The 24651-nt window shown below is 61.7% G+C and carries 19 protein-coding genes; 17 read left to right on the top strand and 2 right to left on the bottom strand.

Features of this window, described 5'->3' with window-relative positions; translation table 11 throughout:
- Positions 1–33 precede the first annotated feature (33 nt).
- From ACM6HV_RS14085 to ACM6HV_RS14005, 17 genes are all read left to right on the top strand, one after another.
- Positions 34–2025, top strand: a complete 1992-nt coding sequence (locus ACM6HV_RS14085; RefSeq protein ID WP_041067073.1) for a methyl-accepting chemotaxis protein — start codon at positions 34–36, stop codon at positions 2023–2025.
- 164 nt (positions 2026–2189) lie between these two features.
- A complete protein-coding gene (locus ACM6HV_RS14080) occupies positions 2190–2645 on the top strand; it encodes a DUF411 domain-containing protein (RefSeq protein ID WP_414904490.1) in 456 nt (151 codons plus the stop codon).
- A complete protein-coding gene (locus ACM6HV_RS14075) occupies positions 2645–3079 on the top strand; it encodes a YqaA family protein (protein ID WP_222019221.1) in 435 nt (144 codons plus the stop codon). The genes ACM6HV_RS14080 and ACM6HV_RS14075 overlap by 1 nt, the downstream gene beginning before the upstream one ends.
- Positions 3080–3165: 86 nt before the next feature.
- The gene (locus ACM6HV_RS14070; protein WP_145597944.1) at positions 3166–4215 is read left to right on the top strand and encodes an alpha/beta fold hydrolase; all 1050 of its coding nucleotides are present in this window, start codon (positions 3166–3168) and stop codon (positions 4213–4215) included.
- A 13-nt stretch (positions 4216–4228) separates the two neighbouring features.
- Positions 4229–5182, top strand: a complete 954-nt coding sequence (locus ACM6HV_RS14065) for a D-2-hydroxyacid dehydrogenase family protein (protein WP_414904489.1) — start codon at positions 4229–4231, stop codon at positions 5180–5182.
- A 574-nt stretch (positions 5183–5756) separates the two neighbouring features.
- Complete coding sequence (gene glgA / locus ACM6HV_RS14060) at positions 5757–7343, top strand: glycogen synthase GlgA (protein WP_041067060.1); 1587 nt, start codon at positions 5757–5759, stop codon at positions 7341–7343.
- 18 nt (positions 7344–7361) lie between these two features.
- Complete coding sequence (gene treZ / locus ACM6HV_RS14055; RefSeq protein WP_414904488.1) at positions 7362–9164, top strand: malto-oligosyltrehalose trehalohydrolase; 1803 nt, start codon at positions 7362–7364, stop codon at positions 9162–9164.
- Positions 9161–11239 (top strand): 4-alpha-glucanotransferase, encoded by a 2079-nt coding sequence (malQ, locus tag ACM6HV_RS14050; protein WP_145597939.1) that lies wholly within the window; start codon positions 9161–9163, stop codon positions 11237–11239. The genes treZ and malQ overlap by 4 nt, the downstream gene beginning before the upstream one ends.
- Positions 11236–14004, top strand: coding sequence for a malto-oligosyltrehalose synthase (locus ACM6HV_RS14045; protein ID WP_414904487.1), 2769 nt, complete (start codon positions 11236–11238; stop codon positions 14002–14004). The genes malQ and ACM6HV_RS14045 overlap by 4 nt, the downstream gene beginning before the upstream one ends.
- Positions 14005–14031: 27 nt before the next feature.
- Positions 14032–14352, top strand: a complete 321-nt coding sequence (locus ACM6HV_RS14040; RefSeq protein ID WP_145597937.1) for a DUF2934 domain-containing protein — start codon at positions 14032–14034, stop codon at positions 14350–14352.
- 243 nt (positions 14353–14595) lie between these two features.
- The gene (gene glgX / locus ACM6HV_RS14035) at positions 14596–16755 is read left to right on the top strand and encodes a glycogen debranching protein GlgX (RefSeq protein WP_041067046.1); all 2160 of its coding nucleotides are present in this window, start codon (positions 14596–14598) and stop codon (positions 16753–16755) included.
- Between the two features lies 1 nt (position 16756).
- Complete coding sequence (locus tag ACM6HV_RS14030; protein WP_145597935.1) at positions 16757–17755, top strand: acyl-CoA dehydrogenase family protein; 999 nt, start codon at positions 16757–16759, stop codon at positions 17753–17755.
- On the top strand, positions 17752–18525 hold the full coding sequence (locus ACM6HV_RS14025; protein ID WP_145597933.1) for a PIG-L deacetylase family protein: 774 nt from the start codon (positions 17752–17754) through the stop codon (positions 18523–18525). The genes ACM6HV_RS14030 and ACM6HV_RS14025 overlap by 4 nt, the downstream gene beginning before the upstream one ends.
- Positions 18522–19121, top strand: coding sequence for an SAM-dependent methyltransferase (locus ACM6HV_RS14020; RefSeq protein WP_414904486.1), 600 nt, complete (start codon positions 18522–18524; stop codon positions 19119–19121). The genes ACM6HV_RS14025 and ACM6HV_RS14020 overlap by 4 nt, the downstream gene beginning before the upstream one ends.
- A complete protein-coding gene (locus tag ACM6HV_RS14015) occupies positions 19118–19804 on the top strand; it encodes a glycosyltransferase (protein WP_041067035.1) in 687 nt (228 codons plus the stop codon). Before ACM6HV_RS14020 ends, ACM6HV_RS14015 begins: the two co-directional genes overlap by 4 nt.
- A gap of 157 nt (positions 19805–19961) precedes the next feature.
- The gene (locus ACM6HV_RS14010) at positions 19962–20720 is read left to right on the top strand and encodes a PIG-L deacetylase family protein (protein WP_047294177.1); all 759 of its coding nucleotides are present in this window, start codon (positions 19962–19964) and stop codon (positions 20718–20720) included.
- A 333-nt stretch (positions 20721–21053) separates the two neighbouring features.
- Positions 21054–23618, top strand: coding sequence for an Ig-like domain-containing protein (locus ACM6HV_RS14005; RefSeq protein ID WP_414904485.1), 2565 nt, complete (start codon positions 21054–21056; stop codon positions 23616–23618).
- 242 nt (positions 23619–23860) lie between these two features.
- Here the strand turns inward: ACM6HV_RS14005 and ACM6HV_RS14000 are convergent, their stop codons facing one another.
- Both ACM6HV_RS14000 and ACM6HV_RS13995 read right to left on the bottom strand, forming a co-directional pair.
- Positions 23861–24220, bottom strand: a complete 360-nt coding sequence (locus tag ACM6HV_RS14000; protein WP_414904484.1) for a DUF6124 family protein — start codon at positions 24218–24220, stop codon at positions 23861–23863.
- A gap of 140 nt (positions 24221–24360) precedes the next feature.
- On the bottom strand, positions 24361–24651 hold a 291-nt coding region (locus ACM6HV_RS13995; RefSeq protein ID WP_414904483.1), incomplete at its 5' end, for a DUF6124 family protein.

Genomic DNA, 24651 nt, shown 5'->3' with positions numbered 1-24651 from the left:
ACAATAAGAATCGCAGCTCAAGGACCGGTCTCCATGCCCGCATTCCGCACCATTCAGGCTCGCTACACGTTATTTCTGGTTCTTTTCATCCTGCTGCTGTCGGTGTTGACCGTGGTCGGTATCAGCCAATTGGTCGCACCCAAGCTGCGGCATACCGAAGAACAGGTGGTGCTCAATCGCATCGCCGAAGTCGCCGAGCAGATTCAGGGCGAACTCAATAAGGTTCAGTCGCAGCAGCGCAGCATCACTCAGACCATTCCGCTGCTCGACAGCGCGGCCATCGACACAGTGTTGCCGGGGCTGGTGGATCAGTACGGCGAACTGAAAGTGTTTGGTGGCGGGATTTGGCCGTTGCCGGGTCAGCGCGAAGCCGGACGTAACAAGTTCAGCACGTTCTGGCACCGCGATGCCTCGGGCAAACTGGCGGTGAACACCTTCTGGAACAGCGACGCGGCGCCGAACTACTACGACCAGAGTTGGTACAAGGGTGGCATGCAGACCCCGCGCGGCCAGTGCGCCTGGGCGGCCGCCTATAAAGACGATGCGAGCGCCGAGCCGCGCACCAACTGCGCCATGGCGATCCAGAAAAACGGCGCGGCCTGGGGCGTGTCAACCATCGACGTGACGCTGGGCTTCTTCAACGATCTGGTGGCGCGCAAGGAAAAAGACCTCAACGCCGAAATGCTGATCGTCGAGGCCGACGGCAAGATCATCAGCAACAGCTCGCGCATCAGCGGCCCGATCGTACTGAAGAACATCAGCGAGCTGGCCGCCGGTTCGACTTTCGCCAGTCAGGTCAAGGCGGGTCTGCAAAACCGTGATCAGGCGCAACGCGTCGAGTTCGACAACAATGGCGAGGCCAGCACGTTCTTCATGCGCCCGATCGAAGGCACGCCGTGGTTCCTCGCCACCGCCCTGCCAACGAAAATGCTCACCGCCCAGCGTGACGACGTGCTCAGCAGCCTGAGCCTGCTGCAGATTCCGCTGGTGATTCTGCTGGTGCTGTTGCAGGTGTATGCGATCCGCCAACTGGTGTCGCGAATGAAGGCGCTCAAGGCCAATATCGATTCGTTGTCCAGCGGCGATGCCGATCTGACCCGGCGCATCACCATCCGCGCCGAAGATGAACTGGGCGCCATCGGGCACTCGGTCAACACCTTTATTGCCTACCTGCAGAACATGATCGGTGAAGTGACGCAGGCCACCGGCGCCATGGCCTCAAGCCTCGACGATCTGCAACGCACGTCGGCCAACACCAGCCAGATTCTGCTGCGCCATGCATCGGAAACCGATCAGACCGTTACCGCCATCACCGAGATGAGCTCGACGGCCGAAAGCGTCGCGCAGAACGCCGCAGAAACCGCAGCGTTCACCCAGCGCGCCAACGAAAACGCCGACCGTTCGCGGGTGGTCGTCGGTGAAGCCACCAACAGCGTGGTGGCCTTGATCGATGAAGTGGCCAGCGCCACCAAAAAAGTCGAGAACATGCAGCAGGACGCCCAGCGCATCACCGAGATTCTCGGGGTGATCGGCGCCATCGCCGGCCAGACCAACCTGCTGGCGCTCAACGCCGCCATCGAAGCCGCCCGGGCCGGTGAACAGGGTCGCGGCTTTGCCGTGGTGGCCGACGAAGTCCGCGCCCTCGCCGCCCGCACTCAGGCCAGCACCTCGGAGATCAACGAAATGCTGACTCGCCTGACCCAAGGCGTGAGCTCCTCGGTCAGCGCCATGGAAAACACTCAGGCCAGTTGCCAGTCGGCCGCCGACGCCACAGCACGGGTCAACTCGGGTCTGGATGAAATGGCCGGCTCGGTCAGTCACATCAACAGCCTCAGCACGCAGATCGCCACCGCTGCCGAACAGCAGAGCGCAGTCACCGAAGAGATCAACCGCAGCATGGTGCAGATCCGGCACATGGTCGAAGAACTGGTGCACAGCGGCCAGGCCAGCGAACGCAACACCCACCAGCTGCTGGAAGCCAACAACCGGGTGAGCGCGATCATGGGGCGGTTCAAGGTTCGTTGAGCCTGACAGATTTGTAATCTCCCTCTCAGCAGGCTGTCAGGCTTGATCAATGATCATCCTGCCAGCCTGTCTTGTATCAACTTGAAACACTCCGTTGATGCCGGGCAGGATAATCCGGTCAAAATGCTTTCCTTTTTGATCGTCATCCGAGCCGAGAATCCATTATGCGAACCTCCCTGCGACTGACCGCCCTCAGCGCCCTCAGCGCCCTGCTTCTCTCCTCCCTGGCCCAGGCGGCCGACCTGATTCCGATCGAAGTGCATCGCGATGCCAATTGCGGCTGCTGCAAAAAATGGATCAGCCACCTCGAAGCCAACGGCTTCAAAGTCGAAGACCACGTCGAAAGCGACATGAGCCGCTTCAAGCAGCAACACGGCGTACCACCGCGCCTGGGCTCGTGCCATACCGCGCTGATCAACGGCAAGTTCGTTGAAGGCCACGTGCCGGCTGAACAAGTGCTGGCCCTGAGCAAGCGTGACGATCTGTTGGGTATCGCCGCACCGGGCATGCCCATGGGGTCGCCGGGCATGGAAATGGACGGCATGAGCGATGCCTATCAAGTGATCGGCCTGAAGAAGGACGGCACGGATGTGGTGGTGGCGGACTACCCGGCGCATTGATGGCTGCCGGTTACCTCGGGCTGTTCGCGGCGGCGTTCGGCGCTGCGACGCTGCTGCCGCTGCAATCCGAAGCACTTCTGGTCGGGCTGATCGCCAGCGATCATTACTGGCTCTGGGGTCTGTTGGGCGTGGCGACGCTGGGCAATGTCCTCGGTTCGCTGGTCAACTGGTGGCTGGGGCGCGGCCTCGAACGGTTTCAGGATCGCCGCTGGTTTCCGGTCAGCGCGAAACACATGGCCACCGCGCGCAAACATTACGAGCGTTACGGTCACTGGTCCCTGCTGCTCAGCTGGCTGCCGGTGATCGGTGATCCGCTGACCCTGATCGCCGGCGTCATGCGCGAACCACTCGGGCGCTTTCTATTGATCGTCACCCTGGCCAAAGGCGCGCGCTACGCCGTGGTGGCGATGCTGACCCTGGGCTGGCTCGGTTGAACATTCTGCACGCGGCGTTGCCTGTGGTTAACGTCGCCCTAATCCGGGCGTTACAGCATTGGCCGATTTTCATGGAGTTTGCCCTTATGTCCGTCACGCTCTCCCGCTGGCTGCCCGGTCTGTTCCTCAGCGCCGCGCTGCCGCTGTTTGCCCATGCCGCCGCAACTGAAGCAGCCCCCGCCGACGGCCCGACTTATGGTCCGGAGCTGCAGGGTTTTCAGTATCCCTACACACTCAAGCACTTTGCCTTTCAGTCCCAGGGTAAATCCCTGCAGATGGGTTACATGGACGTCGCCGCCCATGGCAAGGCCAACGGCCGCACCGTGGTGCTGATGCACGGCAAGAATTTCTGCGCCGCCACCTGGGACAGCTCGATCAAGGCCTTGAGCGAGGCCGGTTACCGGGTTGTTGCGCCGGATCAGATCGGCTTCTGCACCTCGAGCAAGCCCGACCACTATCAGTACAGTTTCCAGCAACTGGCGACCAACACCCAACAACTGCTCAAGGCCCTCGGCATCCAGAAAGCCACGCTGCTCGGCCATTCCACCGGCGGCATGCTCGCCACCCGCTACGCGCTATTGTTCCCGGAACAGGTCGAACAACTGGCGCTGGTCAACCCGATCGGTCTGGAGGACTGGAAAGCCCTCGGCGTGCCTTATCGCACCGTCGATCAGTGGTACCAGCGCGAACTCAAGGTCACCGCCCAAGGCATTCGCGACTACGAGCGCAACACCTATTACGACGGCCGCTGGAAACCCGAATTCGACCGTTGGGTCGACATGCTCGCGGGCCTGAGCAATGGGCCAGGCAAGACCCAGGTGGCATGGAACTCGGCGCTGATCTACGACATGATCTTCACCCAGCCGGTGTACTACGAGTTCAAGGACCTGAAAATGCCGACCCTGTTGCTGATCGGCACGTCCGACACCACGGCCATTGGCAAGGATCTCGCCTCCCCCGAGGTCAAGGCAAAAATCGGCCACTATGAGGTGCTCGGCAAGCAAGTCGCCAAACTGATTCCACAGTCGACGCTGGTGGAGTTTCCCGGCATGGGCCACGCGCCGCAGATGGAAGAGCCGGCGAAATTTCACCAGGCCTTGCTCGGCTGGCTGAACAACCCCAATCCCGTTCGTTGATGAGGTAAGGCTGATGGCGGTGCAGATTGCAGTGATCGATGACTGGCAGGATGTGGCGCGGGACGTGGTCGACTGGTCGGTGCTCGACAGCATCGGCGAAGTGACGTTTGTGCACGACTACCCGGCGGACAACGCCACACTGGCCGAACGTCTTGGCCAGTACCAGGTGATCTGCGTAATGCGCGAGCGCACGCGTTTCGACCAGGACCTGCTGCAGCGCCTGCCCAACCTCAAGCTGCTGGTCACCGGCGGCATGCGCAACGCGGCGCTGGACATGCAGGCGGCTGCCGACCTCGGGATCAAGGTCTGCGGCACCGACAGCTATAAGCACGCGGCGCCGGAACTGACCTGGGCGCTGATCATGGCCGCCACGCGCAATCTGCTGAACGAAGCCAATGCCCTGCGCGCCGGCGGCTGGCAGCAAGGGCTGGGCGGTGATTTGCACGGTAAAACCCTGGGCATTCTTGGTCTGGGCAGCATCGGTCAAAAGGTCGCGCAATTCGGTCAGGTATTTGGCATGCGCGTAATTGCCTGGAGTGAGAATCTCACCGCCGAACGCGCTGAAGCCGTCGGCGTGACCCGGGTCAGCAAACAGCAACTGTTCGAGCAGGCCGATGTGCTGTCGGTGCATCTGGTATTGAGCGAGCGCAGCCGTGGGCTGGTCGACGCACAGGCGCTGGACTGGATGAAACCCGGCGCGCTGCTGGTCAACACCGCCCGCGGGCCGATCGTCGATGAAGCGGCGCTGATCAAGGCGCTGCAGAAACGCAAGATCGCCTCAGCGGCGCTGGATGTGTTCGATCAGGAACCGCTGCCTGAACTGCACCCGTTTCGCACGCTGGACAATGTGCTGGCCACACCGCATGTGGGGTATGTCAGCCGACAGAACTATGCGCAGTTCTTTGCACAGATGATCGAGGATATTCAGGAGTGGGCAGCGGATAATCCAATCAGGATCCTCAACTGACCCCGTGTAGGAGCTGCCGAAGGCTGCGATCTTTTGATCTTGATCTAAAAAAACAAGATCAAAAGATCGCAGCCTTCGGCAGCTCCTACAGGTGCATCCGTGTTCAGCAGATCAACAAACTGACCGCACCACAACAGTGCACCTTGCCTTTCCGCTAGCACAAAATCGTGACCGGCCAGTCACCGTTTTAGCCCTCTCCCTCAAAAAAACCTGCCCTTCGTCGGTGCGTTCCTGCTTGAACACCACGGTTTTCGCTGCCTGCAAACCGATTGTCGAACAATTTACCCGTTTGCTCTCGCCCGCTCTAGGATCTGGCCTAGACTGATTTTCGCGGGTTAAAACCGGCCAGTCACAAACCCGAAAAATTGTCGAAACTTTTGCCGATGGCGGCGGGTCATCTGAAAGGCAGGCTCAACGCGACTGGTGCAATCCTTGCAACGGCCCTTTCACCCATTCTGCTTGCGCGTGTTGGGTAGCGTTTGCTCACCGATGCGTGGCGCGTTTGCGCCCGGCCACAGGATTTGGCCACAGCTTGTTCGATACAAGAATCAGATCAACGACACGGGAGATTCATATGATCAGTGCGGCATTGGATATTCAGGGAGAGCGTGCTCAGCAGGCGGTTGGTGAATCGAGCACCATGAGTCTTCCCGGCAGCCGGTCGATCAGCGTCCCGGGCACCAAAACGCTGACGCCAGTCGCCAGCCAGAATCCGAACAAGAAGAAAGTGCTGTTCGTCACCTCGGAAATCGCCGACCTGGTGAAGACCGGCGGTCTGGGTGACGTCTCCGCCGCCCTGCCCCGCGCCATGGCGCACTTGCACGATGTGCGGGTGTTGATCCCCGGTTACCCGCAGGTGATGCACAGCGAGAACCCGATCCATATCATCGGCGAACTCGGCGGCCATGCCGCACTGCCCCCGTGCAAGATCGGGCGCATGGACATGCCGGACGGACTGGTGATCTACGTCCTGATCTGCCCTGAACTGTATGAACGTGAAGGCTCGCCCTACGGCGCCAACAATGGCCGCGACTGGCCCGACAACCATATCCGTTTCGCCCGCCTGGGTCTGGCCGCTGCCGACATCGCCGCCAACCTCGCACAAATTCACTGGTGCCCGGATCTGGTGCACGCCCACGACTGGCCGGCCGGTCTGGCTCCTGCCTATATGCACTGGCGCGGGCAGCGCACGCCGACCCTGTTCACCATTCACAACCTGGCCTATCAAGGCGTGACCAGCCTCGGCTCGTGCCCGGAACTCGGCATCCCGACCCATGCCCTGCAACAGGAAGGCATGGAGTTTTACGGCAAGATGTCGTTCCTCAAGGCCGGCATGGCCTATTCGAGCCACATCACCACGGTCAGCGCGACCTATGCGCAGGAAATCACCACCCCGGATTTCGGCTGCGGTCTCGACGGTTTTCTCGCCGCCAAGACCCAGCAAGGCTTGCTCAGCGGCATTCCCAACGGCATCGACGAAAGCTGGGATGCGGCGACTGATCCGCACCTGTTCGCACCGTTCGCCATCGGCGACTGGGAAGGCAAAGCGATCAACGCCGCCCATGTGCGTGAACTGTTTGGTTTGAGCGACTCCAGCGGCCCGCTGTTTGCCGTGGTTTCGCGACTGGTCTATCAAAAAGGTCTGGACCTGACGCAAGCCGTCTCCGAATACATCGTGCAGAACGGCGGCCAGATCGCAATCATCGGCCGTGGCGAGCCGGAAGAAGAACAGGCCATGCGTGAACTGGCGCTGCGCTTCCCCGGGCAGATCGGCGTGCGCATCGGCTTCAATGAAACCGACGCCCGCCGCATGTTCGCCGGCAGCGATTTCCTGCTGATGCCGTCGCGTTACGAGCCTTGCGGCCTCAGTCAGATGTACGCCCAGCGTTTCGGCTCGTTGCCGGTGGCGCGCAATACCGGCGGGCTGGCCGACACCATCGAGAATGGCGTCACCGGATTCCTTTTCGACGAATCCACCGCCGACAGCTACCGCGAAGCCCTGAGCCGTGCGTTCAAGGTCTTCGCCTTCCCCGAATTGCTCAACGCGATGCGCTGCCGGGCCATGGCCGCGCCGTTCAACTGGTGCAAAGCGGTCGAACCCTACGCCGAACTCTACGAACGACTGGTCGCCAAGGCGCTGGGTAAAGCCGGCCACAAATAACTCAGGGAGCTTTTCACGATGCCGTTACGGACCCAAGAAAACTGGCCCCACGGCGCGATCATGCAGGACGCCGAACACACTCAGTTTGCGCTGTGGGCACCGGATGCGTTTTACGTCAGTGTCGAACTTGAAGACGGCCAGTCCCTGCCGATGTTGCCGCAGGGTGATGGCTGGTTCGTGATCAAGGCCCAGTGCCCGGCGGGCACCCGCTACCGCTTCAACATCGACGGTGAACTGGAGGTGCCTGACCCGGCCTCCCGTGCTCAGGACGGTGATCTTGACCGTCACAGTGTGGTGGTCGATCCGCTGGCCTACGACTGGCGGCACACCACCTGGCACGGCCGGCCGTGGAGCGAGGCGGTGATCTACGAGCTGCATGTCGGCGCACTCGGCGGTTTTGCGGAAGTCGAGCAGCATCTGGCGCGTCTGGTCGAGCTGGGGATTACCGCCATCGAACTGATGCCTGTCGCGCAATTTCCCGGTACCCGCAACTGGGGTTACGACGGCGTCCTGCCTTTCGCACCGCAAGCCTCCTATGGCAGCCCGGAACAACTCAAACACCTGATCGACAGTGCCCACGGCCACGGGCTGGCGGTGATTCTCGATGTGGTCTACAACCACTTCGGCCCTGACGGCAATTACCTCGGTCGCTACGCCAAAGGTTTTTTTCGCGAAGACAAGCACACGCCTTGGGGGGCGGCGATCGACTTCCGCCGCCGTGAAGTGCGGGACTTCTTTATCGAAAATGCGCTGATGTGGGTGCTCGAATACCGTTTCGACGGTCTGCGCCTGGACGCAGTGCACGCGATCGAAAGCCCGGATTTCCTGCCGGAGCTGGCACAACGCATCCGGCAACAGATCGATCCGACGCGTCACGTCTGGCTGACCGTGGAAAACGAGCTCAACCAGTCGAGCCTGCTCGAAGAGGATTACGACGCCCAGTGGAACGACGACGGGCACAACGCCCTGCACGTGCTGCTGACCGGCGAAACCGACGCCTATTACGCTGACTATGCGCTGCAACCCACTGAGCAACTGGCCCGCTGCCTGAGCCAGGGCTTCGTGTTTCAAGGCCACATCACCCGCCACGGCGAACCTCGCGGTGAGCCCAGTGAACACCTTCCCTCGACCGCTTTCATCCTGTTTCTGCAGAACCACGACCAGATCGGTAACCGGGCCTTCGGCGAACGCCTGCATCAATTGGCCGACCCACGTGCCGTGCAGGCCGCCACCGTGCTGTTACTGCTGTCGCCGATGATTCCGCTGATGTTCATGGGCGATGAGTTCGCCGCCGAGCAACCGTTCCTGTTCTTCACCAGCCACCACGGTGAATTGGCGGATCTGGTGCGCGAAGGCCGGCGCAATGAGTTCGCCGCGTTCAGCGCCTTCACCGATCCGCACCAGCGCGAAAAAATTCCCGACCCGAATGCCGAACAGACCTTCCACGCCTCACAGCCACGCTTGATCGGCAGCGGCAGCGCAAAACAGCAGGAAACCCTCGCGCTGTACCGACGCCTGCTGCAATTGCGCCATCAATACATCATTCCCAACCTGTCCGGCACTCAGGCGCTCGGGGCGCACATGCTCGGTCGTGGCGCGGTCAGTGCGCGCTGGCGCCTGGGCGATGGCAGTGAGCTGCGAATTGACCTGAACCTCAGCGACACGCCAGTGGTCAACCCAGCACAGAGCGACGCTGTGTGGCTGTTTCAGCAACCGCCCGCCGTTGCCCTGTCGGAACCGGGCCAACTGCCCGCGTATTGCGCGCTTGTCAGCCTCACGGCCGCAACCCCCTTGCAACCTCTGGATGGAGAGCGCCTATGAGCGATGCGCAACTGGAAATACTCGCAAGCCGCGCCGGCCTCGCCGTCGACTGGATCGACGCCAACGGCCGCCCGCAGAAAGTCGCCCCGGCGGTACTGCGCAATGTCCTTACCGGGCTGGGTCATCCGGCCAACACCGCGCAGGAAATCGATGCCAGCCTGCTGCAACTGCAACAAGTACAGCAAGATCGCCACTTGCCGCCGCTGTTGACCGCCGATGTCGGGGTCGGCGTTGATCTGGCTCGCTATTTCGAGCCCGAGACGCCTTGCGAAATCCACCTCGAGGACGGTTCCCGCCTTAACCTCAAACTCGACGCCGAAGCGAAATTGCCCGGGTTGATCCCGGTCGGTTATCAGCAGGTCCATATCGCCGATCAATATTTCACTCTGGCCGTGGCCCCCGAGCGCTGCTTCAGCGTGGGCGATGCGGTGGACAACCCGATCCCTCGCGTCTGGGGCCTGAGTGCGCAACTGTACAGTCTGCGTCGCCCCGGCGACTGCGGCTTTGGTGACACCCAGGCGCTGGAGGAACTGGCTCGTGTGGCCGGCGAACGCGGCGCCGATGCGCTGGCGATCAGTCCGTTGCACGCGATGTTCAGCGCCGACACCGGGCGCTACAGCCCTTATTCGCCCTCCAGCCGTCTGTTTCTCAACCCCCTGTATGCCGCACCGGGCGCCATCCTTGGCGAACGGGCCTTGCGCGATGCGATCGACGCCAGCGGGCTGGCGGAACAATTTCGTCAACTGGAAGATTCGAAACTGATCGACTGGCCGACCGCCGCCAACGCCAAACAGGCATTGCTGCAAGCCTTGTACGAAGGTTTTGTCGCCGGCGAGCATCCGTTGCACCCGGACTTCGCCAGTTTCCGTCATGCCGGTGGCGAAGCACTGGAAAACCACTGCCGCTTCGAAGCGATCCAGGAAATGCGCGCCGCCCGTGGCGAAAGCCTCGACTGGCGCGAATGGCCGGAACACTGGCACGACCCGCGCGGTGCCGCCCTTGAAGCCTTTGCCGAGGAATATGCCGAACGCATCGGTTACTTCGCCTTCTGTCAATGGCTGATCCACCGCTGCCTGGAGCGCGCGCAGACGGCTGCCCGTAGCGCCGGCATGGGCATCGGCCTGATCGCCGACCTCGCGGTCGGTGCCGACGGCGCCGGCAGTCAGGCCTGGAGCTTTCAGGATGAATTGCTCGCCTCGCTCACCGTGGGCGCGCCCCCGGACATCCTCAACCGCTCCGGTCAGGGCTGGGGGATTTCCGCATTCTCTCCAGAGGGCCTGATACGCAACGGCTTTCGCGCGTTCATCGACATGCTCCGGGCCAACTTCGCCCATGCCGGCGGACTGCGCATCGATCATGTGATGGGCCTGCAACGCCTGTGGGTGATCCCCAATGGCGCCGCTCCGGCCGATGGCGCTTATCTGTATTACCCGTTCGACGACCTGCTGCGCCTGCTGACCCTCGAATCCCATCGGCATCAGGCCATCGTCCTCGGCGAAGACTTGGGCACGGTGCCCGAGGGGCTGCGAGAAAAGCTCAGCGCGCGTTCGATTCTCGGCATGCGCGTGCTGTTGTTTGAGCAGGACAACACCCGTTTCAAGCCGATCCTTGACTGGCCGGACAACGCACTGGCGACCACCAGCACCCACGATCTGCCGACGCTCAACGGTTGGTGGCACGGCCGTGACATCGACTGGAATGCGCGCCTGGGCTTTGTCGATGCCAACGGTGAAATCGACTGGCGCCGTCATCGCCAGCGCGAACGCGAAGGCCTGCGCGGAGCCCTGAGTCAGGACCCGCAGAACTTTCGCGAAGAGTCCCACGAAGCCGATCAGGTGGTGGACGCCAGCGTGCGTTTCCTCGGCCACACCCGCGCGCCGCTGGTGTTGCTGCCGCTGGAGGATGCGCTGGGCATCGACGAACAAGCCAACCTGCCGGGTACCATCGACAGCCATCCGAACTGGTCGCGGCGCCTGCCCGGCAACAGCGAAGCGTTGCTCGACGGCACCGATGCCGCGCGGCGTCTGGAATTGCTGGCCTGTGCCCGCCTGCAAGCTGCCGAGCGTGACCAATGAACCAGACGCTCATCCAGCCCCTGCGCGCCACCCTGCGCCTGCAATTTCACAAGGGTTTCACGTTGGAACACGCGGTGCCGCTGGTGCCGTACTTTGCCCGCCTTGGCATCAGCCACCTCTACGCCTCACCGCTGCTCGCGGCCCGCGCCGGCTCCATGCACGGCTACGATGTGGTCGACCCGACCCAGGTCAATCCGGAACTCGGCGGCGAACCGGCGCTGCGGCGTCTGGTCAGCGCCCTGCGCGAACACAACATGGGGCTGATCCTCGACATCGTCTCCAACCACATGGCCGTCGGCGGCGGGGACAATCCGTGGTGGCTCGACCTGCTGGAATGGGGCCGACTCAGCCCTTACGGCGAGTTCTTTGACATCCAGTGGCACTCACCGGACCCGTTGATGGAAGGCCAGTTGCTGCTGCCGTTTCTGGGCAGCGATTACGGCGTCGCGTTGCAGGAAGGCACGCTGAAACTGCACTTCGACGCACAACAAGGGCGCTTTCACGTCGAGCATTACGAACACCACTTCCCGATCTGCCCGAATGACTACGGTGAACTGCTCAAACCCGTTGAGCCGTTGAAGTCACTGGCTGATCGTTTCAGTGCGTTGAGCTACCAGACCGATGCGCATGCGCTGGCGATGCCGCTCAAAGCTGAATTGAAGGAGCTGGCAAGCGATCCGCAGATCTTCGCCGCGATCGAGGAAAGTCTCGCGCATTACGACTCCACCACTGCCGAAGGTTTCGACAAGCTGCACCAATTGCTCGAACGCCAGAGCTACCGTCTGGCCAGTTGGCGCACCGCAGCGGATGACATCAACTGGCGGCGCTTTTTCGACATCAACGAACTCGGCGGCCTGCGTGTCGAGCGTCCGGCGGTGTTCGAAGCGACTCACGGCAAGATTTTCCAGTTGATCGCCGAAGGGCTGGTCGACGGTTTGCGCATCGACCACATCGACGGCCTCGCCGATCCGCGCGGTTATTGCCGCAAACTGCGTCGGCGCCTTGATCTGCTTGCGCCAGGCCGGCACTTGCCGATCTACGTCGAGAAGATTCTCGGTGAAGGCGAAACCCTGCGCACCGACTGGGCAGTGGATGGCAGCACCGGTTACGAGTTCATGAATCAGCTCTCGTTGCTGCAACACGACCCCGATGGAGAACACGTCCTCGGCGACCTCTGGCAGCGGCGTACCGAGCGTCCGGCGGCGTTCATCGAAGAAGCGCAACTGGCGCGCCAGCAGATTCTCAACGGCTCGCTGGCCAGCGACTTCGAAAGCGTCGCTCAGGCGCTGCTGCAAGTTGCCCGGGACGACCTGATGACCCGAGACCTGACCCTCGGCGCGATTCGCCGTGTGTTGCAGGCGCTGATCGTGCATTTTCCGGTGTATCGCACCTACATCAGCGCACTCGGTCGTTCGGCGCAGGATGAGCACTTCTTCCAGCAAGCCATGGACGGCGCCCGGCAGACCCTGAGCGAAGGCGACTGGCCGGTGCTCGACTGCGTGGCCGCGTGGCTCGGTGGCACGCCGTGGCGGCACACCCCGCGCGGACGCTCACGCAAGATTCTCAAGCACGCCTGCGTACGTTTCCAGCAACTGACCTCCCCAGCGGCGGCCAAAGCCGTGGAAGACACCGCGCTGTACCGCTCGGCGGTGCTGCTGTCGCGCAACGACGTCGGCTACAACACCGAACAGTTCAGCGCACCGCTGAGTGACTTCCACGCGATCAATCAACAGCGCATGGAGGCGTTTCCCGACAACTTGCTGGCCACCGCCACCCATGACCACAAACGCGGCGAGGACACCCGTGCGCGGCTGGCGGTGCTCAGCGAGCGCAGCCACTGGTACGCCGAACAGGTCGAGTTGTGGCGCGCCCTCGCTCGTCCGCTGCGTGACGATGATCAACAGCCCTCGTCCGCTGATGAACTGATCCTCTATCAAGCCCTGCTCGGCAGTTGGCCGCTGCACTTGCGCGATGATGATCAGGCCGGTTTGGCCGATTACGCCGAGCGGATCTGGCAATGGCAGCAGAAAGCCCTGCGCGAGGCCAAGCTGCAAAGCAGTTGGAGTGCGCCGAATGAAGCCTATGAAAACGCTGCGCAGGCGTTCACTCAACGCCTGCTCACCGGTGAAGCAGGCGAGTTGCTGCGCGCCGCGCTGAGCAAGACCGTGAACAGTATCGCTGCGGCTGGCGCCCTCAACAGTCTGGCGCAAACCTTGCTGCGCATGACTGTGCCGGGGGTGCCGGATCTGTATCAGGGCAACGAGTTCTGGGATTTCAGCCTGGTCGATCCCGATAACCGCCGGCCGGTGGACTACGCCGCTCGCGAGCAGGCCCTGCATGAGCGTGTTGAAGTCGAGACTCTGCTGGCGAACTGGCGTGACGGGCGTATCAAACAAGCGCTGATCGCCGAGGTGCTGAACCTGCGCGTCGAACACGCCGAGCTGTTCCGGCGCGGCGCGTACCAGGCCTTGGAGGTACTGGGCGAGCAGGCGCACAACGTGCTCGCGTTTGCCCGTGAGCACGAGGGGATGTACGCCATCGTGATCGTCCCGGTGCGCTGCGCGACGCTGCTGGAAAACGGTGCCGTCCCTCAAGTTGATGCGCTGCGCTGGGGCGATACACGGGTGGTTTTACCGTTCGCCGCCTCTGACACAAACCTGAAGGGACTTTTTCACAGCAGCGCAGTCACAAAAAACAGGGAGCTGAACGTCAGCGCCGCGCTGGGGGATTTCCCGGTCAATCTGTTTATCCAACTCTTTACGTAACGACGAGTTCAGTTCAGGAGCATTGCGATGAGTACCGACGATAAACGCATCCGCGAGTTCGCCTATCAGATCTGGGAATCAGAGGGCAAACCTGAAGGTCATGAAGCACGCCACTGGGAGATGGCGCGCAAACTGGCTGAAGCCGAAGCTTTGGCGCCGAAGAAAGCGCCGAAAGCGGCGGGCAGCAAGACCGCCGGCAAAGGCACCGACAGCAAGGCTGCGGCGGCCAAGCCCAAGGCGCCAGCAGCCGCCAAAGCCAAACCGGCGGGCGCCGCCAAAGTCGTACCGCCAGGTGAAAAAGCCGCCGAGAAAAAGCCCCGCGCCCCACGCAAGCCCCCGGCCAACTGACACACCCGGATTGTTGAACTGAATGACCGTGTGGCGGGTTCGCCCGTCACGCAGGGACAACTCGTCCTCAAAAAACCTAATAACCCCTGTCAGGGAGAGATGTCTGTGGTGAGGGGATTTATCCCCGATCGGCTGCGAAGCAGTCGCAGGGCCGCTGCGCGACCCATCGGGGATAAATCCCCTCACCACAGATTCTTTTCCCACCGTTGATTATTCGAACCAACCCGTTTTGCAGGAGCAATCATGACCAGTCCAAAAAAAGCCGAGCCCGCAGCGCACGCTGAACCGTCGAGAATCCGTGAAGGCCTGCCCTTCCCGCTCGGTGCGACCTGGGATGGTCTGGGGGTCAACTTTGCGCTGTTTTCCGCCAATGCCACCAAGGTTGAGCTGTGCATCTTCGACGACGCCGGCGAAGTCGAACTCGAACGTATCGAACTGCCGGAATATACCGACGAGATCTATCACGGTTATCTGCCCGACGCCCACCCGGGGCTGATCTACGGCTACCGCGTCTATGGCCCGTATGACCCGGCCAACGGCCACCGCTTCAACCACAACAAACTGCTGATCGACCCCTATGCCAAACAACTGGTTGGCGAGTTGAAATGGTCCGAGGCGCTGTTCGGCTACACCATCGGCCATCCCGACGCCGACCTCAGTTTCGATGAGCGCGACAGTGCGCCCTTCGTGCCCAAATGCAAGGTCATCGACCCGGCGCACACCTGGGGTAACGACCATCGCGTCAGCGTGCCGTGGGACAAGACCATCATTTATGAAACCCACGTGCGCGGCATCAGCATGCGTCATCCGTCGGTGCCGGAGAACGTGCGCGGCACCTTCGCCGGGTTGATGGTCGATGATGTGCTCGAACACATCCGCAAACTCGGCGTGTCGTCGGTGGAACTGCTGCCGATCCACGCCTTCGTCAATGACCAGCACCTGCTGCACAAGGGCATGACCAACTACTGGGGTTACAACAGCATCGCCTTCTTCGCCCCCGACCCGCGCTATCTGGCCAGCGGCAAGATCGCCGAGTTCAAGGAGATGGTCGCGCACCTGCACGAAGCCAATCTGGAAGTGATCCTCGACGTGGTCTACAACCACACTGCCGAGGGCAACGAACAAGGCCCGACCCTGTCGATGCGCGGCATCGACAACGCCTCGTATTACCGGTTGATGCCGGACGACAAGCGCTACTACATCAACGATTCCGGCACCGGTAACACCCTCGACCTGAGCCACCCGTGCGTGCTGCAGATGGTCACCGACTCGCTGCGTTACTGGGCCAGCGAAATGCATGTCGACGGTTTCCGCTTCGACCTGGCGACGATTCTCGGGCGTTATCACGACGGTTTCGACGAACGCCACAGTTTCCTCGTCGCCTGCCGCCAGGACCCGGTGCTGCGTCAGGTGAAAATGATCGCCGAGCCTTGGGACTGCGGCCCCGGTGGCTATCAGGTTGGCAACTTCCCGCCGGGCTGGGTCGAGTGGAACGACAAATTCCGCGACACCGTGCGCGCGTTCTGGAAAGGCGATGATGGCCAGGTTGCCGACTTCGCCAGCCGCATGACCGCGTCCGGCGAAATGTTCAACCAGCGTGGGCGACGGCCGTATTCGTCGGTGAATTTCATCACCGCCCACGACGGCTTCACCCTCAACGATCTGGTGTCGTACAACGACAAGCACAACGAGGCCAACGACGAGAACAATCAGGACGGCAGCAACAACAACCTGTCGTGGAACCACGGCGTCGAAGGACCGACCGACGATCCGGAGATCAACGCGCTGCGCCACCGGCAGATGCGTAATTTCTTCGCCACGCTGCTGCTGTCACAAGGCACGCCGATGATCGTCGCCGGCGACGAATTCGCCCGCACGCAGGACGGCAACAACAACGCCTATTGCCAGGACAGCGAGATCGGCTGGGTCAACTGGGACCTCAGCGAAGACGGCAAGGCGCTGCTCAAGTTCGTCAAACGCCTGATCAAGTTGCGCATGGCTTATCCGATTCTGCGCCGTGGGCGTTTCCTGGTCGGCGAGTACAACGAGGACATTGGCGTCAAGGACGTCACCTGGCTGGCGCCGGATGGCACCGAGATGACCACCGAACACTGGCATGACGCGCATAACCGTTGCCTGGGCATGCTGCTCGATGGCCGTGCTCAGGAGACCGGGATCCGCCGCAAGGGTGCCGACGCGACGCTGCTGCTGGTGGTCAACGCCCATCACGACATCGTCAATTTCAGCCTGCCGGAAGTGCCGGAAGGCAGTTTCTGGACCTGCATGATCGATACCAATCAACCGGCCATTCGCGGTCAGGAGCGCTTCGAGTTCGGCCATGAATACTCGGTCACCGGCCGTTCGCTGCTGCTGTTCGAACTGCAACGCGAAGAAGAAGACTGATATGGACCTGCAACACTATCTGGCGCGCCGCCCGCCGGACTACGCCGACACCGCCGCCCTCGGCCACTGCCTGCGGGCGTTGGTCGAAGCCGGGCTGGATCAACTGCCGTTACCGGGCAGCGGCCTTACGCTGGAGCGTTTTCAGCGTCTGGCCGAAGTCGGCGGACATGATCTGGGCTTGTGCAAACTTTACGAAGGCCACACCGACGCACTGGCGATCATCGAACAACTCGGGGGTACGCCCACGCCGGGCAGCACCTGGGGCATGTGGGCGGCGGAACCGCCGCAGGCGCGGGTGCACGTGCGACCGGCCGGGCACATGGTGCGCCTCGACGGGCGCAAGGCCTGGTGTTCCGGCGCGGCGGTGCTCAGCCACGCACTGCTCACGGCGTGGGACGCCGAAGACCGTCAGCAACTGGTGGCGGTGGGGCTCGATCAACCGGGGGTGACCATCACCGATCAGGGCTGGCAGGCAGTCGGCATGGGGGCCACCGGCAGCGTCGAAGTGCTGTTCGACGGCGTCGAAGCCCAGGCTATCGGCAACCCTGGCGATTACCTGCAGCGCCCCGGTTTCTGGCAAGGCGGGATTGGCATTGCCGCATGCTGGTACGGCGCGGCACGGCAGATCGCCGAGGCACTGCGGCAACACTGCGCGCAACGCCAGGAGCCACACGCCCTCGCCCACCTCGGTGCGGTCGATGCGGCGTTGTACGCAGCGGCGAATGTGCTGCGTTTCAGTGCTCTGCACATTGATGCGCACCCCGAAGCCGATGCCCGACTGTTGGCCCAGCGCGCCCGCGCTGTGGTCGAACAATCGGCTGAGCAAGTGATGCGCGATGTCGGCCGGGCGCTGGGTGCCGGGCCGTTCTGCAAGGATCGACACTTCGCCCGGTTGAACGCCGATCTGCCGGTGTTCCTGCGCCAGAGCCATGCCGAGCGTGACCTTGCCGCGCTCGGCCAAGCGCTGGCCGAGTACCCTGAGGAGGCGTGGACGCTATGAATGTCGCGAACAAACCCGATCCGATCATCGGCCACCAAGGGACTTCCCTGTTGCAATGGCAACATTCCCGGCACCTGGCGGCGCTGGACAGCGTCGATGTCCTCAGTCTGGTGCCGCCGGGCGCGCGGGCGGTGATTGTCGCGCCGCACCCGGACGATGAAGTGCTCGGTTGCGGCGGCATGCTGCAATGGCTGGCCGCTGCCGGGCGTCAGTTGCAACTGATCTCGGTCACCGATGGCAGCGCCAGTCATCCCGGCTCCGAGCGCTGGCCGGTCGAACGCCTGAGCGTGGTGCGCCCGCAGGAATCGGCGGAAGCCCTGCGCCGTCTCGGCGTGCCACTGCACCGGATGAAATGGCTGCGCGGCGGTTTCAGCGACAGCCAGGTTGCCGCGGATGAGCCGTCGCTGGTCGCGTTCATCGAACGCCACCTGCGCCCCGGCGATGTGGTGTTCAGCACCTGGTGCGAGGACGGCCATTGCGATCACGAAGCTGCCGGCCGCGCGAGTATCGAAGCCGCGCGGCGGGTCGGCGCCACTTGCCACGAATTGCCGGTATGGACTTGGCATTGGGCCTCACCCGAAGACGCCTCGGTGCCATGGCAGCGCGCGCGCAAGATTCTGTTGTCGCCGGAGCAAGTGGCGCGCAAACGGCACGCCGTGCATGCCTTTGCCAGCCAACTGGAAGGCGACCCGCAAGCCGGGTTGCAACCGGTGCTGGCGCCGTACGTGCTGGATCGTCTGCTGCAACCCTTCGAAGTGGTGTTCCTGTGAGTGTCGATGATCGCTACTTCGAGGGCCTGTTCCGCGCCAGCGATGACCCTTGGGCGTTTCGCGAGCGCTGGTACGAACAGCGCAAACGCGCGATCACCCTCGCCGCCCTGCCCCGCGCGCATTATCGGGCGATCTTCGAACCCGGTTGCGCCAATGGTGAATTGAGCGCCGAGCTGGCTGGCCGCTGTGACCGTCTGCTGTGTTGCGACACCGCGAGTGCGGCGGTGAGCCTGGCGCGCAGCCGATTGAGCCTGTTCGACCACGCCGAAGTCCGCCAGAGTCGCCTGCCCGGCGACTGGCCGGAAGAAAAATTCGACCTGATTGTATTGAGCGAAATCGGCTACTACCTCGATGCCAAGGATCTGACAGACGTGATCCGGCGCATCAGCGATGCCCTGACCGCAGACGGGCAATTGCTCGCGTGCCACTGGCGCCCGCCCATCGACGGCTGCCCGCTCAATGCCCGCCAGGTGCATGACCTGATTCACGAACAATTGCCGCTGCCGCGTCTGGCGCTGCATCAGGAAGCCGACTTCATCCTTGAGGTCTGGAGCCGCGAGCCGCGCTCGGTGGCCGCACTGGAGGGCCTGCGATGATCGGCATTCTGATTCCCGCGCACAACGAAGAAGACTTGCTTGAGCAGTGCCTGACAGCCGCTCTGCGTGCCAGCAAACATGGACTGCTGGCCGGTGAACCGGTGGAGGTGCTGGTGGTGCTCGACAGTTGTACCGACCGTTCGGCACAGATTGTCAGCGGCTTTCCGGTACTGAGCCTGCACATCGACGCTCGCAACGTCGGCCAGGCCCGTGCCGCCGGCGCGCAGGTTTTGCTGGAGCGTGGCGCACGCTGGATCTCCTGCTCCGACGCCGACAGCCGCGTGGCCGACGACTGGCTGGTAGCGCAGTTGGGCCTGGGCGCCGACGCGGTTTGCGGCACGGTAACCGTCGAACACTGGGATCAATCGTTCGACGAAGCCGCGCAAATCCGCTATCACAGCCACTATCAGGCGCGTGACGGGCATCGGCACATTCACGGTGCCAACCTCGGAATCAGCGCGGACGCCTATCGTTGGGCCGGGGGGTTCAAACCTTTGGCTTGCGATGAAGATGTCCAACTGGTGCGGCAACTGGAGCTGTCCGGTGCCGACATCGCCTGGAGCCATCGACCGCAAGTGCACACCAGCGCCCGTCTGGACAGCCGAGCCCGGGGCGGATTCGGTGATTACTTGCGAAAAATGGTACAGATAGACATAAAAAAAGCGGATCAGATTGATCTGTGACGCGACGAACCGGTTTTCATGAGCAATACTCTGCTGCGCGGCAATCCAGGGTTCGGAGCGTCGCACAGCAATCCATCCGCCTTCACAGGTCGCGCGCGCCTGATTTTCCACGGTGCAGACACGACTGAGGGCCAGACACAACAAGGACGTCATACCCATGAAACCGTTATTCCTCAGCGAACACTCGCTGCCGGCGCAGATATGGAACAGCGCCCCGCAGCTGGACAACATTCCCGTCATCAACACCCACAGCCTCGTTCCCCCCGGTGCCCGTGCCGTCGTGGTCGCCCCGCATCCGGGAGATGAAGTGGTGACCTGTGGCGGTCTCCTGCAACTGCTTTCCAGCCTCGGTCATCCGCTGCAACTGCTGTCGATCACCGACGGCAGCGCCAGCCATCCGGGTTCACGACAATGGTCGGAAAAACGCCTGAGCGTATTCCGTCCCCAGGAAAGCGTCGAAGCCCTGCGCCGGCTCGGCCTGCCGATGCACAGTCTGAAATGGGTACGCGGCGGGTTTACCGACAACGCGCTGCTCGACTGCGAGGCTGACATCACCCACTTCATCGCACGCTACCTGCGCCCCGGCGACGTGGTGTTCAGCACCTGGCGCAACGACAGCAACGACGACCATGAAGCGGTCGGCCGTGCCAGTGCCCAAGCGGCTGCGCAAGTCGGCGCGACCTTCCATGACGTGCCGGTCTGGGCCTGGCACTGGCCGGAACGCGAGCAGAACCTGATCCCCTGGGAACGTGCGCGCAAACTGCGACTCGACACCTGGACCGTGGCACGCAAAAGCCACGCCACCCATGCCTATGCCAGCCAGCTCAAGGGCGAACCGGCGATCGGCATTGCGCCGATGCTGCCGCGGGTGATCCTCGAGCGCATGCGCTTGCCGTACGAAATCGTCCTCATCTGAAACACTTTTCCCCTGTGGGAGCGGGCTCGCTCGCGAATAGGCAGTGTCAGGCGCTTAAATTGCTGACTGATACACCGCATTCGCGAGCAAGCACGCTGCCACAAGGGATTTTCGTCAGGGCAGATCCAGTTTAAAAAAACAGTCTCTTGCTAAAACGCCCTGTGACACGAGGTGAGATCGACACCCCAGTATCATTGGCCGAGAATCAACCCCGGCGAAACACCTACCACTCATCGGAAACCCCTCCAGACCTGTCAGATCTGACAGTAGGCAGCTCCACTCCGTCAGGCTTTAAATCATTCAGTCCCCCAGCCCTCGACCGGAGTACCTCCCATGGCCTCATCCCCTTCCCCCGACGAGCACACCAACCTCCTGCGTGAGCTGGGCATTCCCGGGCGCAGCAAGGAACCGATCTCCACCAGTCCTGATGTGTGGGGCTTGAACATCGCGGCGGTGCTGGACAATTTCCCGCGCCACGGCCTGCAATGCACAGCCGGCCCCTGGGGACCCATGGGGCAAGGCGACAGCCTGGTTATTTTCTGGGGGCCCGACAATCGGGTACTGCAAAAGACCGTGGAGAAAAATGAGGTCGACACCCCACTGCAGTTATTCGTGGAGCCGCGGCACATCCTGGCCGGTAACTTCGATGTCTCCTACAGCGTGACCCGCCTGGGCCAGACGGCCGAGCCCTCCGAAGTGATGAAGGTGTTCGTCAAGCTCACACGCCCCGGTGGTCATGATGACAACGATGAACTTGGCCACTCCAAGCTGATCATGCACATTCCCCGCGAGATTCTCGACGGTGGCATCGATAAGGACAACGTGGCTGCGGGTGTCGACATCAGGATTGAACCTTACCCGAACATTGCCTCCGGTGACGTGATCCGCCTGAGCTGGGGCGGGGTCTATGTGTCAAGCTTGCCACTGACCCAGGACCAGGTCGAAGGCAAAACCCCCATCGTCATCCATGTCGACGAAGCCACGATCCGTAAAGCGGGGGACTCTGACAACACCGGGCTGGCGGTGGCGTTCGAACTCTACGACAAGGTCGACAACCGTTCCGAGGACTGGAGTGTCGCCCAGCGGGTGGTGGTCAGTATCGACACGTCTCGCCCACTGGCACCCCTGCTCAAGGAAACGCTGAACAACGTGCTGGATCTCGACAAGCTGGGCGATGCCAAAGGCACCGGGCAGGTCGTTGCCGTGGACGGCAAGTTGTTCGCGAAGGGCGACACCGTCTTCCTCCAACTCAAAGGCACACCGGTGGAAGGGACACCGATCGACCACGAACTGCCGGGCGTGATCGTGGAGAGCGTACCGAGCATCCTTGAAATACCGATCGACAATGCCCTGCTGCGCCGTTTTGCCAAGGTCCAGATGGTGCTGCTGTACCGTATCCAGAAAGCCGATGGCTCGGCCGATATGTTGTCCAAAGGGCAGTTCATCAGCGTCATCGGTCAACTCCAGCGTCTGAAGGCGCCAATCGCCGAAGACGCCGAGCAAGGGGCACTCGATCCGGACCTGCCGCGTACCCGCATTGAAATCCCTTGGGATGACTCGTTCGAGTCCGGTCAGGCAATCAAACTGTTCTGGCTCGGCACCCTGCCGGATTTCACCCCGTACCTGCCCGACCTGCCCTTGCGACCGATCACCCATGGCGACGTCAACGATAAAGTATCTCTGTACATCACCGTTGACAGTGCCCATATCAAGGTTGTGGAAGGTGGCACGCTGGAGCTCTATTACCAATTGCTGAGCGACGACGGCGTACTGGCGAAGCTGGATCGCTATAGCGCGATCAGTGCGATCCGCGAGTCCGAACACGCGCCGCTGCTCGCGGTCGGCGAGCCACGCCTGGAATTGCCGATGCCAAGGGTAGACGGTGTGGTCGACAACGTCCTAGACCCGGATCGCAAAGGCACCACGCTGAGCGCCACCTGGCTCAATACCCTGGTCGACGACAAGGTGACACGAGAGTGGGTGGGCTCGAAAACCGGCCTGGACAGCGACTGGATCATACTCAACTCGATAACCGCCGGTAGCGAGGTGCCGTTCCCTATCAGCGCCGATTTGATCAAGGGCAACGAGAACGGCACGGTCCAGGCCAGGTACTTCGTCGAACGTGCGGGAGAGCGCACCCGGCATTCGCAGCCACTGGACTTCAATGTGGGCCCTGCCCAGGAGCTCGACCCGCCAACCATCACCCAGGCCGTAGACTCAAAAGGGGCGCCAATTGACAACGGCGGGACGACCGTCGATACCACGGTCACGTTGTCAGGGGCCGGGGCCAAAGGTCAGAAAGTCCAGATCAAGGATGGCGACACCGTCAAAGGTGAAGCCACGGTTAACCTGACGACCGGCCTGTGGGAACTGACCGTGACGGACTTGAGCGTGGCTACTCACAGCTTCACTGCCACCGCGCTGTATGGCAGTGGACAGGTGTCGGGATCGCGGGTCGTGGTCGTATCGCCACCAATCCCACTGGGAGAGGATTTTGAGACCAGGAGTGGTAGTGATCCAATAAGATTGGATCTTCCTACTATGACAATAGAGCGCAGCCCAGTAGGAGCAGGACTAAATGTAGCAATTGGGAAAAGTAGTATTTACCTACCTCCTTTCGCCGGAAACTATTTATCGATAAATGGTAGCTACTCCACGTCCACATTTACATTCAGGGAAAGTTACTCATATATATCGTTCGACTACGCAGGCACACATACCCCGGCGACAGCTAAATTTTATGACTCCACGAATAGACTGCTAGGCGAAATAACACTTCTAACAGAACACTCTGAGAAGCCGAAATCTGCTCAATTCCAAGGCAATGGCATAAAAAAAATGATTGTCACCACCACCCGCACGGCTGTTGTCTTTGATAACTTTATACTCACCCCCTAATCTTATAAAAGTAACAGACATTGAAAATACAGGGGCGAGTTAAATTACCCGCCCCTGTCTATTTTTCGCCCTCAGAACATAATCAAAAGTTGCAAATACAATATAGCCGGGCGGATTTATTTAATGACAATAGCGAGCAAGTTCACGCCTACAAGAAATTTTTGCCGGGCACTTATCCTGTGACCAACGCAGTTCCCAAGCAGACCTTCGCCTGCTCGCGATGGGGCTACGACGGCTGGCACCTAATCCTCTGGCACAACATTATCCAACGCCTGATTCACCGCCAGCTCCCCCAGCATCACCACCTGCGCAATGCCCAGCGCCGTATGACGGCTCGGCCCTTCGAGCGTGCCGGCGAAATCGCCGAGCATGACCGTGGCCGAGGCCAGGGACTCGCAGGCGTTGGCCAGCAGCGATTCGGTATCGGTTTGCGGGTTGACGAGGAACATGCTGTTGGGGCTGTACGGCGTTGCCATGATGTGCGCGGGGGCGAGGTAGTGGTCGAGGGCGCGTTCGGCGGCCTCGTGGAGTTTTCTGGAGTTGAGGGATTCGTATGGCGATACCGATTCTGTGATCGGCGGATTGGGTGGGGTTTCGGGCATCAGATGGAACTCCGATCGAGGCACTTTGGAAGAATGATGACCTGTAGGAGCTGCCGCAGGCTGCGATCTTTTGATGTTGCTTTTAAAAACAAGATCAAAAGATCGCAGCCTGCGGCAGCTCCTACAGGGGGACCGGGTGATTAGTTCGACACGCGGCGGCCGTCCAGTACTCGGTTGACCATCAGTTCACTGAGCATGATCACCTGATGCAGCATCAGCATGGCCCGGCGCTGTGGGTGGTCGACGGTGTCGCCGATATCACGGGCCATGTCGCTGGCGGCGGCTAATGATTCGCAGGCTTCGACGAGCAAGGTTTCTTCGTCCACGGTGGGGTCGATGAGGAAGATTCTGTTGGATTTGCTTGAGGGTGTTGAAGGGATCGAGATCTTCAGGGCGCCGGGGTTGAGGTAGAAGTTGATGGCGCGGTCGGT

Source organism: Pseudomonas sp. IT-P260, assembly GCF_949768395.1.
In the GTDB taxonomy this organism is placed as follows: Bacteria; Pseudomonadota; Gammaproteobacteria; order Pseudomonadales; family Pseudomonadaceae; genus Aquipseudomonas; species Aquipseudomonas parakoreensis.
Note: the sequence above shows the minus strand (reverse complement) of the source record. Positions and strands in the feature narration are given on the sequence as shown.

What these genes read in the sequence shown, in the direction of transcription:
- ACM6HV_RS14075 (WP_222019221.1), top strand. Translation starts at nt 2,645, where the DNA reads ATGGCTGCCGGTTACCTCGGGCTGTTCGCGGCGGCGTTCGGCGCTGCG.
- glgA (WP_041067060.1), top strand. Translation starts at nt 5,757, where the DNA reads ATGATCAGTGCGGCATTGGATATTCAGGGAGAGCGTGCTCAGCAGGCG.
- ACM6HV_RS14085 (WP_041067073.1), top strand. Translation starts at nt 34, where the DNA reads ATGCCCGCATTCCGCACCATTCAGGCTCGCTACACGTTATTTCTGGTT.
- ACM6HV_RS14025 (WP_145597933.1), top strand. Translation starts at nt 17,752, where the DNA reads ATGAATGTCGCGAACAAACCCGATCCGATCATCGGCCACCAAGGGACT.
- ACM6HV_RS14015 (WP_041067035.1), top strand. Translation starts at nt 19,118, where the DNA reads ATGATCGGCATTCTGATTCCCGCGCACAACGAAGAAGACTTGCTTGAG.
- ACM6HV_RS14065 (WP_414904489.1), top strand. Translation starts at nt 4,229, where the DNA reads ATGGCGGTGCAGATTGCAGTGATCGATGACTGGCAGGATGTGGCGCGG.
- glgX (WP_041067046.1), top strand. Translation starts at nt 14,596, where the DNA reads ATGACCAGTCCAAAAAAAGCCGAGCCCGCAGCGCACGCTGAACCGTCG.
- malQ (WP_145597939.1), top strand. Translation starts at nt 9,161, where the DNA reads ATGAGCGATGCGCAACTGGAAATACTCGCAAGCCGCGCCGGCCTCGCC.
- ACM6HV_RS14000 (WP_414904484.1), bottom strand. Translation starts at nt 24,220, where the DNA reads ATGCCCGAAACCCCACCCAATCCGCCGATCACAGAATCGGTATCGCCA.
- ACM6HV_RS14010 (WP_047294177.1), top strand. Translation starts at nt 19,962, where the DNA reads ATGAAACCGTTATTCCTCAGCGAACACTCGCTGCCGGCGCAGATATGG.
- ACM6HV_RS14005 (WP_414904485.1), top strand. Translation starts at nt 21,054, where the DNA reads ATGGCCTCATCCCCTTCCCCCGACGAGCACACCAACCTCCTGCGTGAG.
- treZ (WP_414904488.1), top strand. Translation starts at nt 7,362, where the DNA reads ATGCCGTTACGGACCCAAGAAAACTGGCCCCACGGCGCGATCATGCAG.
- ACM6HV_RS14030 (WP_145597935.1), top strand. Translation starts at nt 16,757, where the DNA reads ATGGACCTGCAACACTATCTGGCGCGCCGCCCGCCGGACTACGCCGAC.
- ACM6HV_RS14040 (WP_145597937.1), top strand. Translation starts at nt 14,032, where the DNA reads ATGAGTACCGACGATAAACGCATCCGCGAGTTCGCCTATCAGATCTGG.
- ACM6HV_RS14080 (WP_414904490.1), top strand. Translation starts at nt 2,190, where the DNA reads ATGCGAACCTCCCTGCGACTGACCGCCCTCAGCGCCCTCAGCGCCCTG.
- ACM6HV_RS14045 (WP_414904487.1), top strand. Translation starts at nt 11,236, where the DNA reads ATGAACCAGACGCTCATCCAGCCCCTGCGCGCCACCCTGCGCCTGCAA.
- ACM6HV_RS14070 (WP_145597944.1), top strand. Translation starts at nt 3,166, where the DNA reads ATGTCCGTCACGCTCTCCCGCTGGCTGCCCGGTCTGTTCCTCAGCGCC.